Source organism: Marinomonas sp. A3A (assembly GCF_018336955.1).
GTDB lineage: Bacteria > Pseudomonadota > Gammaproteobacteria > Pseudomonadales > Marinomonadaceae > Marinomonas > Marinomonas lutimaris.
In genome coordinates this window covers 1,524,434-1,536,390 of sequence record NZ_CP025532.1, presented here as the reverse complement: position 1 = coordinate 1,536,390, position 11,957 = coordinate 1,524,434, and the positions used below count along the sequence as shown (strand labels likewise).

Here is an 11,957-nt window from a genome sequence, read left to right as displayed (position 1 = left end):
CTAGCAAAGATACAGTGCATTCACAAAATGCACTGTATCTTAAAATTCAACGAAGATAAGTATTAAAAACAGCATTAAACTTATCATCTAATGCAGATTCATACACATCTTTAGCAGACTCTCGGTTTTCCAAAGATACTCGATCACGCAGTGCCTTATCACTTAGCAAAGCATCCATTAGATTAGCTAATACTTGATTACTTTCGCCATCGTAGATAAAACCAGCCGATTCGTTTTTCATAAGTTCGCTCGCACCAACCCATTTAGTCGTAATCACAGGTGCGCCACAAGCCATAGCTTCAGCAACAACGCGCCCAAATTCTTCTATTCTCGCCGGTAACACAAAGATATCTAGAGCATTAAAATATTCTTCGACATTATTAATAATAGGAAGTTGGCGCACTCTATTTTTGTATGGAGAACGTTCTAAAATCGCCTGAAACTCTTGAGTCAATTGATCTTTTCCGACGAAAACAAAGTGAGTTTTGTTAGCTATCTCTTCTGGCAAGAGACTAATGGCGTCAAAAAAGCGGTCAATACCACGTTTTTTAAAATTACCTGAAGTAACCAAACCAACTAAAAGCTCATCTTCTTTTACATCTAGGTCTTTTCGAATTCTAGCCTTAACCTCGTTAGACAAAATCTTAAACTGACTTTCATCTATAGCAGGATAAATAACCGATATATCTTTTTCAGGCACAGAGAAACGTGCAATTAGCTCATTTTTTGTCAAATAAGAGTTCGCCACAATATGCTTAAACTGATGATTTTGAAAAATAGGCGTATGGGTTAAATACATTTCATCATTTTTAGATAGTGGCTTATTATGAATTTTTTCTGCTGCTAAATGTACGCAGTTATGAATAAAATGAACATCTGGATGTTGTAAATCCCCATGACCTATAAGCAAATCCGCTTTGATTTTTTTAGCTAACTTTAAAGTTTCATTACTAAATTGAATTCTACGCTTAAACTTTTTCTGCCAGAAAAAACGCTTTGATTTATGTGAAATGCCTCCGCTCTTTTTTATATCTTCTACATTGGCATTTTCAGAAATAGTATGTACTTCACACCCAACCGAAGAAAAATACTTGATCTCTTCATGAACACTACGACAAGCGCCTGAATAGGTTTTCTCAAGATTCTGTTTCGCTATTAATACAGTTTTCATAGTCTTGCTGGGAGTCCCTTCAATAAATAAAAAGTAAAAAATTCATGATAACAAGAAGTACTAAAAAAAGCGGCGTATTAACAAAAAATAGTGCCTGCCTTACTGACTCTTCGATGGTTTTATTAAACGGTTACTCTGCTTTTTCAGAATAAACACTGACTTCTATTAGGTTATTGTCTGGATCATTAAAATAAACTGATTGGATAGGTCCTAGTGCGCCAGATTTCGTCACGGGGCCTTCTAATATAGTCACTTTGCAAGCTTTCAGATGACCAATCACTTCGTCCATGCTCCAGCTGGTAATCAGGCATAAATCGCCAGATCCTTCCATTGCATGATTGCGCAGCTCTTGCCCCAACAATTGAAGGTTAATCTTTTGCTGGCCAAAACGCATAGCTTTGCGCTCATCTGAAAAGGTAATGGCCTCCATTTTAAGCACGGTTTCATAAAAAGACACGGCTTTGTCTATGTTTGCCACGGTTAAAACAATGTGGTCAAAATGACTAATCATAGCTCCTTGCCTCCCAGTGCAAGCCATTACAAAATATATGCCATGCTACGAATGATCGACGGGAAAAACAAGCTTATATTACGTCTTAAAAGCTAGTCTCTTTTCAAGAGGAATGGCTTAATGCCGCTAGGTCTATACCTCCTTCTATAAGGCTCAATTTTTGGCGGCGATTCAGTTTCTTCACCTGATATTCCAACACTAATGCATCGCTCTTAGAGCCCACTGCTTGATGCCAAACCAACTCCAGTGGCCCTTTTCCTCTTAAATAGCGAGCTGCTCGCTTACTAGTGCCAGAATGCTCTTTAAAGCGACGATCAACATCGGTACTAATGCCCGTATAAAGCGTATTCAAGCGAGTCTTTATGATATAAAGACTCCACTCGTGATCCTTAGAGGCACATTTTCCTTCTCGCTGTTCTGTCACTTGATATCCCCTTTATCAGTCGTCAATTGCCGATAATCAGTAATAGAGTAGAGGCCGTAGCAATGCCCATAAAAAAGTTAAATAGTCGTTGCCGTTTTTGATCGGTTAACCAACGTCGAATACTTACGCCAGCCCATGCCCACACAGAAATAGCAGGAAATCCCATCGCAGCAAACAGCACTATCATCCAAAAACCAGACTGAACATATAAATCTCCAGCAATTGCGAACGAGCTGACACAACCAATCGCCATCATCCAAGCTTTTGGATTAACGTACTGAAAAAGCAAAGCCTGCCACCAATTCATTGGTGAAGATGGCGCCTTTTTAGTTTCTAAATTTCCCACTGGCGCACTGCCAATTTTCCATGCTAACCAAAGTAAGTAGGCGCAACCAACCCATTTTAAAACGCTGTATAGAGGTGGATACCAGGTAAATAACGCACCAAGCCCCATTAAAGTAGACAGCAGCAGACTTGCGACACCAAGAACAATTCCTAGCATATGCGGCAAGGTTCGGCGGAAACCAAATTGAGCACCTGACGCCAATAACATAATGTTATTCGGGCCAGGTGTCACGGAAGTCACAAAAGCAAACATGGCAAGCGCCAAGAAAAAAGATAAGTCTATCATGACATCCGCCCTCCATTTTTGATCAACAACAGCACATCTCGCACAAGACCAACCATAGTTGCCCGTGATAATTCTGTCTGATAACGCTCTTTTGTCATGCCAATATCCTTCATCTGCTGAGCAGTTAAAGACGCCAATTTTTTACGCGTTTGAAAACGCTCTACACTTTGTTGAATAGAAACAAATAAGCTGACGACTAACATGACTTTCTCCTTTTAAATCGCACCGATAGAGTTTTACAAGTGCTACGTGTATGAGTAACCACTTTAAAAGAAGACAGAAATACAATACAGACTCAGAAAATCACTTTATCAAACATACAGATTACAGTTATTTTCGCCTGTATGGCAGAATAACTCAAAATCTGTATGGTAATAAGAGGTGGATTTGCGCTTTATAATCAATACAGATACCAAGAAGGATTTTAAGGGGAGCAAGATGACACTTTATCAAAAACTCGCTAATCGCTTACGCGAACACATACAGCATGACTTTTATAAGTCAGGGGATAAATTACCCTCTGTGCGCCAATTAGCTCAAGAACATGGCGTCAGCATTTCCACTGTACAAGAAGCTTACAGACAACTTGAACAAGAACTACTTGTGGAAGCGCGACCTAAATCAGGCTACTTCGTTTGCTCTAGCAAAAAAGATAATTTGCCCAGTATATCAAGGCCACCGCAACGCCCCTTGGAAGTATCCCAATGGGAAGAAGTGCTAAATATGTTAATGAATCGCAGTGGTAACAAAGGCGTGCAATTACAACATGCCATGCCTGATATGAAAGCATCGACACTAAAACCCTTACTAAAAACCTTGGCCGACCTTTCAAAACAAAAGCCAGAGTTAGGACTAGGCTATGCTGATATCCGAGGTACAGAAGAGTTGCGCACACAACTTTGTCGTCTTGCAGTGGCATCAGGCTGCCAATTACACCCTGATGATTTAGTGATCACATCAGGTTGCCAAGAGGCACTGTCTGTCTGCCTACGAGCTGTCACACAACCTGGCGATATTATTGCCATAGAATCGCCAAGCTTCTACGGTTCCATGCAGGCAATCAAAGCGGCAAATCTTAAAGCGATGGAGATCCCGACGCACCCAGAAACAGGCATTAGTTTAGAAGCCCTAGAACTGGCACTCGACCAATGGCCCATTAAGGCGATTTTTGTCACCCCAACTTGTAATAACCCAATGGGTTACACAATGCCAGAAGACAAAAAAGAACAGCTCTATAGACTAGCCCAAAGCTACGATATTGCTATCATTGAAGACGACATTTATGGCGACATTTCGTATCAGTTCCCTCGCCCAAAAACGATCAAATCTTTTGATACTGACGGGCGTGTTTTACTGTGCTCATCCTTTTCCAAAACCATAGCTCCTGGAATGCGAGTAGGTTGGATTGCACCTGGTCGCTATCGAGATAAGGTAACGCACATTAAATATGTCAGCAGTTCTATGTGCCCTGTTCTTCCCCAGCTTGCCATTGCGAAGTTTATTCGCTTAGGAGGCTACGCTAAGCACATCCGCAAAATGAGACAAGACTACGAGCAACAACGAGATCATTTACTTAAGGCGATAAAAACCTATTTACCTAGCGACACGCGAGTCAGTTACCCTGCTGGCAGTTTCATTCTTTGGGTGGAACTCCACTCGAGCATTGACAGTGTCAAGCTAGTCGAACGCTGCCGAGAGGAAGGGATTGGATTTGCGCCTGGCCCGCTATTTTCCGCAACAGGAAAGTACCGTAATTGTTTTAGACTCAACTTCAGCGAACAAAGTATGGAAAGGCGCGAATGGGCAATCAAAACTTTGGCAATGATTTTGCAAAACTTCGAACAGCAGGCAAAAGCAGGGTAAACCAAACTATCCTATGATGACGTAAGGTATACAGGTATAACACTACGACAAATAAGTGCTTTACCTGTACTTGCTCTCAACCAGATAGGTAAACTGCAAAGAAACGCAAATACATTTAACGCTTTGATACAAAAAACAATAATTCGATAACTTACTCATAGCACATTGCGTATAACATTATTTAATTGACTTGCTCTAACAGGCTTTATTTAAACCAAGAATGTAAGTAATCACTCGATCTTGCTTGAACGTAATAAGCTTGGTTGGCCTAAGGCACTTGCCCCACAGTCACAGTCACATTCACATTCACATTCACATTCACAAAAACTTTAAAAATCTAGACAATGCGCAGTCAACTCAACATCATCTACACTTACTTCGGGCTGATAATACTTTTTATATAGACAATACAGTTCTAAACTACTTATATCAAAATCATTCCCTTTCAATATATAATCGACTAATTCTTTCCCACAAAAATACTCCCCCCTGTCCGTCCAAACAAAAGGGAAAGATATTTCTAAAGAATTAAGCCGCTTAAATCCTTCACTTTCTTGATCATTTAAAAAAACCAAATCAAAACAGGGTTGCTTCTTGCAATCAAACAACAGTAATAACACTTCGAAACTGTCAGCACATTTTTCTAAAAGATAAATTTTACCTCTATTATTCTTCATTTCGACCTCAATTTATTTTTATAATAAATACAAAATACCTGTTTATATTGATTTTTTATATTGCTTTTAATGCATAGCGCTATAATAAAAAAGCATTTCACCAATAACCTCTTTTTCACTAGAGTAAAATTTATAATTTTTATTGGAGCAGCAATTTTGAAAAAGAAAATTCTGATTTACAACAGAGTACCTAAAGATCTGGCCAAAAAAATAGCTAAGAACTTTAAGGTCACCATGATAGATGATCAAGCAATTGATGCAGAAAGTAATTTTTTACAGGCTCTATCAGAAACTCACGGGGTGATTGGTGGCGGTCGTGAATTTAATAGCGACTCCTTAAAACTAGCGAAGAATCTTGAGGTAATATCAAATATTTCAGTTGGATATGATAATTGTGATGTGAAATATCTAAGTGAACGAAAAATAATGCTAACAAACACCCCCAATGTACTAAACGAAACAACTGCAGATCTTGCTCTTGCGCTTTTACTATCAACAGCTAGAAGAGTGCCTGAACTAGATAAATGGACAAAATCAAATAACTGGAAAAAACCAATTGATAGTTCTGTATTTGGTGACTCTTTATTTGGTTATGATATTCACGGGAAAACAATTGGCATTATTGGTTTAGGAAAAATAGGTAAAGCGATAGCTCGTCGTGCAAGATTTGGATTCAACATGAACATTATTTATAGCGGCCGAACACGACATAAAGATCAAGAAAAAATATTAAACGCCAAACATGTAGATCTAAAAACCTTATATAAAGAAGCTGACTTTATCTGCCCAGTTGTTCCTTTATCAGATTCAACAAAAAATATGATCAACGAGAGTTCATTTAACATCATGAAGAAAAACGCCATTTTAATTAATGTCTCTCGTGGCGCGATTGTTAATGAAAACGATCTAATAAACGCGTTAAAAAATAATAAAATAGCGGGCGCAGGATTAGATGTTTATAGCAAAGAGCCTTTAGAAATCTCCGAATTATTTGAATTCCCCAATGTAGTCACTTTACCTCATATAGGCTCAGCAACACATGATACAAGACGGGCAATGGCAGTCAAAGCGATTGACAACCTTTGCTCAGCATTGAATGGCAATGTTCCAATAGACCTTGTTAATAGAGATGTTTTCAAAATTTAAAATCTATATTGCTATATTTCATCATAATGATTCCCAGAAACTTTCACTAAAATCATTTTTTATTTTAGTTGATTTATACAATCTAATATCAACAGGGATTGTAAAACCCTCATCTAATAATATCCTCACTTTTCCGTTTTTAAGTTCGTTTTCCATTATAGATTTAGGTAACCAAGCAATACCTTTATTTTCAATAACCATTGAAAGCAACACGGGTGACAAATGAGATTCAAAAAAAACATCTAATTTTGGGCATTTTTTTTTACTTTTTAATTTTTCTTTTAATATTCGACCTAATGCAGACTCTTCACTGTACCTTAAAAATGGAATTTTAGTTTCGACCATTTTTTTTGTATCAATAAAAAATTCAGATCCGACAACCGGAATTAGTTCATCATCTCCAATTTTTTTATACATAAACTGATCTTCTGATAATAAACTATCAACATTTTCCAGACCATGACAAAGTAAAAAATCAGTTTCTCTATCTATTAACATTTCTTCGCATTTTTTCATACTGTTTGTTGTTAACTTAATAGCTTCAAACGATGCTTGACTATCCAAGCTTCTAATCCATTTGGGAAAAAACGTAAAAGAGAGTGTGTACGTAGCAGCGAACTGCAGTGAATACTGCTCTTTATTACCTAGCTCTCTCGCTCTTTCACGGAAATGATGAAGCCGACTTGAGAGATCTTTGGCCAGCAAAAGCATCTCATGACCAGTTTCTGTCAAGTTAGTACCTTGAGACGTCCTATCAAACAGTTCAACACCCAACCATTCTTCTAGCGACTTAATCCTTCGACTAAATGCTGGCTGAGTGACATTTCTGAACTCAGCAGCACGTGAAAAATTTTTGTAACTTGCTAGAGCAATAAAATCTTCTAACCACAATGAATCCATTTCCAATACCTATTTTGCATAGAGAGATGCTTTATTAGCATTTCCATTATCAAATGAACATAATTTAAAATCAACTAAAGCTTAATCATCTCATTCTCTTATTTTCAACAATAGCTAGATGCATTAATAATTCATTTAAAAAATTAAAAATACAAAACTGACCTTATAAAGAAATTTAATTTTTATACTATCATTTGAGGCTGGCCATGCAATATAAAAAAATGTTTCCTTTAGGAAAATCTGAAACAAATTATAGAAAGCTAACATCAGATTATGTTTCTGTAGAAAGCTTTAATGGAAAAAATATTTTAAAGATAGATCCTGAAGGCATTAAGTTACTTACTAAGGAAGCGTTTAAAGAAATATCTCATAAAGTCAGACCATCTCATCTTAAACAAGTTCGAGATATTCTTGATGATCCAGAAGCATCAGAGAACGATCGCTTTGTCGCATTGCAAATGTTAAAAAATACTGCGCTAGCCGTTGGTGGTGTTTTGCCAATGTGCCAAGACACTGGAACAGCTATCATCCAAGCAAAAAGAGGCAAAAATGTTTGGGTTGATGGTGAAGATGAAGCCTACATTTCTCAAGGTGTGTTTGAAGCGTTTACGCAACTTAATTTACGTTATTCTCAAATTTCACCAGTAAGCCTCTACGAAGAGGTCAATACAAAGAACAACTTACCAGCACAAATTGATTTGTATGGCACAGAAGGTGATGAGTACGAATTTTTATTCATGGCCAAGGGTGGCGGTTCTGCAAATAAAACCTACTTATTTCAGGAAACCAAAGCACTACTTAATCATGATTCTTTAATGAAGTTCCTAAAAGAAAATCTTAAGAAAATTGGCACAGCAGCGTGCCCTCCTTACCACTTAGCAATTGTTATTGGTGGAACTTCAGCAGAGTCAACACTTAAAACGGTGAAGCAGGCAACAGCGCGCTATCTTGATACGCTACCAACAAGTGGTGGCGAGTATGGACAAGCTTATAGAGATTTAGAAGCAGAAAAAGAAGTACTAGAGCTCACTCAGAAGTTTGGCATTGGATGCCAATTCGATGGAAAATACTTCTGTCATGATGTTCGAGTCATTCGCTTACCTCGACATGGTGCATCTTGTCCAGTTGGTATTGGCGTTTCCTGCGCTGCAGATCGCCAAGCCTTAGCGAAGATAACAAAAGATGGCATCTTCATTGAACAATTAGAAGACGATCCAGCCGCATATTTACCCGATTTAACCGATGAGGAAATAGGCAGTACAGCGATTTCAATTGACCTAAATGTACCAATGCCAAAAATTCTTGAACAGCTTAGCGCTCTAAAAGTTAGCACTAGGGTGAGTTTAAATGGAACCATTATTATTGCTAGGGACATAGCTCATGCAAAACTAAAAGAAAGATTAGATAAAGGCGAAGTGCTTCCGCAATATTTAAGAGACCACCCTGTCTTTTATGCAGGCCCATCTAAAGTTCCTGATGGTTATGCTATTGGCTCACTTGGCCCAACGACAGCCGCTCGGATGGATCCATATGTTGATATTTTTCAAGAAGTTGGTGCATCGATGGTGATGATTGGGAAAGGGAATCGTGGACCATCTGTTGCTGAAGCATGTAAAAAACATGGCGGCTTTCACCTTGGGTCAATTGGAGGAATATCCGCATCATTAGCTCAGCACTCAGTAAAAAGTATTGAGTGCATTGAATACCCAGAGCTGGGTATGGAAGCAATATGGAAAATTGAAGCTGAAGACTTTCCAGCTTTTATTGTTGTAGACGATAAAGGAAATGATTTCTTTAACCCTAATAAAGGGCAAGTTATTCAATTTGCATAACCATCGAGTTAATCGCAAAATCAACAAGTACACGATGAAAATCTTTGACATCTAAAAAGTAAGCAGATCGGAGGAATAAAGCGTCGTCCTTCGATCTTTACTTAGAACACTTAACAGTTTGCAATATTCTTCGCTACCTAACAAAAACCATATTCCGCATAAATGTTATTGATTAAGAATTTTGAGCGGGTGCGCCGCGTCGTAATCCTTCCATAACCAAATCCATGAGCCATGTAAGACGTGGTCGCCAGTCTTCACTAGCATCGATCTGCCAAATACCTGCAATTGCCAGAAAAAAATCGTCAGCTGTAATTCCTGATCGGATAGTACCTGCTTCCACATTAGCATCTAGAAGCATTTGTGCTGCATTGATTACTGATGCGTAACCTCCCGTCCCAGCACAATCTTTCGAACTCGTTACTTGACGAATTGCGTTCGCCAGACCCGCTTTCGTTATGGCGTACTCGGCAAGACGGTACATCCATTCCCTTAACGCTTGGCTGGGCGGAACCGTCTTAAGAAGGTGTTCTGCAAACTCAGTCACTTGCGACATCTCGTGACGATATACCTCAATGACCAATGCTTCACGGGTTGGGAAGTGTCGGTAAAAAGTTCCCTGTCCGACACCTGCTTTCTTGGCAATGGCACTCAGCGGTGTTTCAGCAGAGTTAATCAACTCCGCAAGTGCAACCGTTAGGATACGTTCTCGGTTCTGAACAGCATCAGCACGCTTAGGGCTATCCACATAGTCTCCTTATGATAAATTTATTTTGACAAGCGGACAGCTGTCCGTTACTCTTCAAAAAAAGCGGAGGATTGTCCGTTTATTATTTTACCCTTTTTATTCACTAGGAGAAACCCATGAAAAACACAGGTAATACGATTCTTATCACTGGCTCAACTTCAGGCATAGGTCTTGGCCTAGCTCTACGTTTTCATAAAGCTGGAAACAAGGTGATCATTGCTGGAAGACGAAAAGCTTTGCTTCAACAAATCACTACAGATTACCCGGGTATCGAAGCCATCGAACTAGATGTATCGGACGCTGCATCTATTGTCCAAGCAAGTGAACTAGTCGCTGAGCGTTACCCTGATTTGAATGTTGTTATCAACAACGCTGGCGTTATGTTGAGCGATGATTTTGTGAAAGCAGATTCATTAAAAACTGCCGAAGAGTCTGTCACCATTAACCTTCTAGGCACCATCCGTATGACCTATGCGTTCTTGCCGCAATTAACGCAGACAAAAGACGCCACTCTTATCAATGTTAGTTCTTCTTTAGCATTTGTACCGTTTCCAATAGCAACAACCTATAGTGCTACTAAAGCAGCAGTTCATGCGTTCACCGAAGGCTTACGCGTTCAACTCGCCGACACCTCTGTACGCGTCATAGAGTTAGCTCCTCCTGGTGTTCGTACAACACTATTCGGTCAGGAAAATGACGACCACGCTATGCCTCTAGAAGACTTCCTCAATGAGACGATGTCCATTTTGCATAGCGAACCCACACCTAAAGAAATCATTGTGGAAAACGCCAAATTCATGCGTGATGCCGTAGCAACAGGCAACTATGACAATGCCCTTGGAATGCTTTCTGCGTGGAAACCAGCGGACTAAGGCTACCAAAAATGAGTCATCACAAGCATCTTCTTATGTGGTGGCTCATTCTTACCTGCAATAAGAATTGACGAACTACTGTTTATTATAGAGAAACCTATCAATGCCTAACACCATAAACCACGCTATTGAACGTACTGTCGTATTTGATGCTGGAGGTGTTGCTGGTATGGCTTGGACCACAGGTTTAGTCTATGGTCTGAAACATGAGGAATGTGATATATCAAAAGCCGAAGTGTTAATTGGCTCTTCATTGTCAGCTCTTCTAGCCGCACAGATTCATAGCGGAGTTTCTCTAGATAAATTATTTAGTATGCAAGTGCTGGCCTCAACACCCCACAGTTGGCAGTCTGTAACATCAATAGAAAGTTATCGTATTTTGGAGCTTTGGTCTCAACTAATAGCTAGTGACACAAATTCATCTCAAGAGAATATTCTTGATATATTGCTAAAAAAGCACACCACATTTACACCATTGGCTTGGAAAAAAATTATATCCGAGCACATTTTTATGTTGGATTGGTCAGAGCGAGCATTACAAGTTGTTGCTACTGACTGCGAAAGCGGTCAATTAGTAATCTTTGATAAACTTTCAGGTGTTAGCCTGCTTGATGCTATTGCTGCTAGCAGTGCAACGCCTGGGTTAGTGGATCCAATAAAAATAGATGGGCGCTACTACACAGATGGCGGGCTGCATTCAGCAAAAAGCATTGCATTTGCTGCAGGAGCCCAAAAGATCATAATCATTTCCCCCATGGGAACCGCTGGGTGGCCGATAAACAATAAACATTACTTCATGCAGATTGAAAAGCTTAAAGAGTCAGGAAGTGACGTTATGTTTATCACTCCAGACTACCCTTCACGCATTGAGTTTGAAGATAACCCTTTCCTAATTCAGACACGAGCTCATACCGCTGAAGCAGGCTTTATACAAGGCCGCAAACTTGCCGAAGATATAAAAATTTTTTGGTTAGGTAGATAACACTACACTCGCTCAGGCCTGATCTGTACTAGCTCAGACCTGATCTGACAGTTACCTCATTTTGAACCGATGTCTATTAGCCTAGGGAAGTTGTCTCGAAAATTGCTCCTGCATTGCCCTAATTACCTACATCCATGTAGGCATACGGGTCACGCCACTAAGGCTTAGTAGACTTATTCGTACCTTCCCTAGCTATATACCTA

The 11,957-nt window shown here is 39.4% G+C and carries 13 protein-coding genes; 5 read left to right on the top strand and 8 right to left on the bottom strand.

The window, feature by feature from the left end:
* Window positions 1-46: 46 nt before the first annotated feature.
* The 5 genes from CYL31_RS07190 to CYL31_RS07170 form a co-directional block, all read right to left on the bottom strand.
* Window positions 47-1,171 (bottom strand): glycosyltransferase family 4 protein, encoded by a 1,125-nt coding sequence (locus CYL31_RS07190; protein ID WP_212918249.1) that lies wholly within the window; start codon window positions 1,169-1,171, stop codon window positions 47-49.
* Window positions 1,172-1,301: 130 nt separating this feature from the next.
* Window positions 1,302-1,682 carry a VOC family protein gene (locus CYL31_RS07185; protein WP_212918248.1) on the bottom strand — a complete coding sequence of 127 codons (381 nt, stop codon included), beginning with the start codon at window positions 1,680-1,682 and terminating at the stop codon, window positions 1,302-1,304.
* A gap of 103 nt (window positions 1,683-1,785) precedes the next feature.
* The gene (locus tag CYL31_RS07180) at window positions 1,786-2,106 is read right to left on the bottom strand and encodes a GIY-YIG nuclease family protein (RefSeq protein WP_212918247.1); all 321 of its coding nucleotides are present in this window, start codon (window positions 2,104-2,106) and stop codon (window positions 1,786-1,788) included.
* A gap of 22 nt (window positions 2,107-2,128) precedes the next feature.
* Complete coding sequence (locus CYL31_RS07175) at window positions 2,129-2,737, bottom strand: LysE family translocator (RefSeq protein ID WP_212918246.1); 609 nt, start codon at window positions 2,735-2,737, stop codon at window positions 2,129-2,131.
* Complete coding sequence (locus CYL31_RS07170; protein WP_212918245.1) at window positions 2,734-2,940, bottom strand: DUF1127 domain-containing protein; 207 nt, start codon at window positions 2,938-2,940, stop codon at window positions 2,734-2,736. Before CYL31_RS07170 ends, CYL31_RS07175 begins: the two co-directional genes overlap by 4 nt.
* Before the next feature lie 235 nt (window positions 2,941-3,175).
* Between CYL31_RS07170 and CYL31_RS07165 the strand changes: the two genes are divergently transcribed.
* Entirely contained in the window at window positions 3,176-4,600 is a 1,425-nt protein-coding gene (locus CYL31_RS07165; protein ID WP_212918244.1) for an aminotransferase-like domain-containing protein, read from the top strand.
* 329 nt (window positions 4,601-4,929) lie between these two features.
* Here CYL31_RS07165 and CYL31_RS07160 read toward each other — a convergent pair whose 3' ends face one another.
* Window positions 4,930-5,277 (bottom strand): hypothetical protein, encoded by a 348-nt coding sequence (locus CYL31_RS07160; RefSeq protein ID WP_212918243.1) that lies wholly within the window; start codon window positions 5,275-5,277, stop codon window positions 4,930-4,932.
* A gap of 156 nt (window positions 5,278-5,433) precedes the next feature.
* Here CYL31_RS07160 and CYL31_RS07155 point away from each other — a divergent pair, with 156 nt between their 5' ends.
* Window positions 5,434-6,423 carry an NAD(P)-dependent oxidoreductase gene (locus CYL31_RS07155; protein WP_212918242.1) on the top strand — a complete coding sequence of 330 codons (990 nt, stop codon included), beginning with the start codon at window positions 5,434-5,436 and terminating at the stop codon, window positions 6,421-6,423.
* A 21-nt stretch (window positions 6,424-6,444) separates the two neighbouring features.
* Here the strand turns inward: CYL31_RS07155 and CYL31_RS07150 are convergent, their stop codons facing one another.
* Window positions 6,445-7,323 carry a LysR family transcriptional regulator gene (locus CYL31_RS07150; protein WP_212918241.1) on the bottom strand — a complete coding sequence of 293 codons (879 nt, stop codon included), beginning with the start codon at window positions 7,321-7,323 and terminating at the stop codon, window positions 6,445-6,447.
* A 206-nt stretch (window positions 7,324-7,529) separates the two neighbouring features.
* On the opposite strand from CYL31_RS07150, the gene CYL31_RS07145 reads away from it, so the two are divergent.
* Window positions 7,530-9,155: a fumarate hydratase gene (locus tag CYL31_RS07145; RefSeq protein WP_212918240.1), complete on the top strand. Its 1,626-nt coding sequence runs from the start codon at window positions 7,530-7,532 to the stop codon at window positions 9,153-9,155.
* Between the two features lie 172 nt (window positions 9,156-9,327).
* Here CYL31_RS07145 and CYL31_RS07140 read toward each other — a convergent pair whose 3' ends face one another.
* Entirely contained in the window at window positions 9,328-9,900 is a 573-nt protein-coding gene (locus CYL31_RS07140; RefSeq protein WP_212918239.1) for a TetR/AcrR family transcriptional regulator, read from the bottom strand.
* Window positions 9,901-10,016: 116 nt separating this feature from the next.
* Here CYL31_RS07140 and CYL31_RS07135 point away from each other — a divergent pair, with 116 nt between their 5' ends.
* Together CYL31_RS07135 and CYL31_RS07130 are read left to right on the top strand one after the other, a co-directional pair.
* A complete protein-coding gene (locus CYL31_RS07135) occupies window positions 10,017-10,772 on the top strand; it encodes an SDR family oxidoreductase (RefSeq protein WP_212918238.1) in 756 nt (251 codons plus the stop codon).
* A 103-nt stretch (window positions 10,773-10,875) separates the two neighbouring features.
* The gene (locus CYL31_RS07130; RefSeq protein WP_212918237.1) at window positions 10,876-11,754 is read left to right on the top strand and encodes a patatin-like phospholipase family protein; all 879 of its coding nucleotides are present in this window, start codon (window positions 10,876-10,878) and stop codon (window positions 11,752-11,754) included.
* Window positions 11,755-11,957: the final 203 nt, after the last annotated feature.

Bases quoted from the DNA above. Each gene is read 5' to 3' on its own strand.
- CYL31_RS07190 (WP_212918249.1), bottom strand. From the start codon at position 1,171: ATGAAAACTGTATTAATAGCGAAACAGAATCTTGAGAAAACCTATTCA.
- CYL31_RS07185 (WP_212918248.1), bottom strand. From the start codon at position 1,682: ATGATTAGTCATTTTGACCACATTGTTTTAACCGTGGCAAACATAGAC.
- CYL31_RS07175 (WP_212918246.1), bottom strand. From the start codon at position 2,737: ATGATAGACTTATCTTTTTTCTTGGCGCTTGCCATGTTTGCTTTTGTG.
- CYL31_RS07170 (WP_212918245.1), bottom strand. From the start codon at position 2,940: ATGTTAGTCGTCAGCTTATTTGTTTCTATTCAACAAAGTGTAGAGCGT.
- CYL31_RS07165 (WP_212918244.1), top strand. From the start codon at position 3,176: ATGACACTTTATCAAAAACTCGCTAATCGCTTACGCGAACACATACAG.
- CYL31_RS07160 (WP_212918243.1), bottom strand. From the start codon at position 5,277: ATGAAGAATAATAGAGGTAAAATTTATCTTTTAGAAAAATGTGCTGAC.
- CYL31_RS07150 (WP_212918241.1), bottom strand. From the start codon at position 7,323: ATGGATTCATTGTGGTTAGAAGATTTTATTGCTCTAGCAAGTTACAAA.
- CYL31_RS07145 (WP_212918240.1), top strand. From the start codon at position 7,530: ATGCAATATAAAAAAATGTTTCCTTTAGGAAAATCTGAAACAAATTAT.
- CYL31_RS07135 (WP_212918238.1), top strand. From the start codon at position 10,017: ATGAAAAACACAGGTAATACGATTCTTATCACTGGCTCAACTTCAGGC.
- CYL31_RS07130 (WP_212918237.1), top strand. From the start codon at position 10,876: ATGCCTAACACCATAAACCACGCTATTGAACGTACTGTCGTATTTGAT.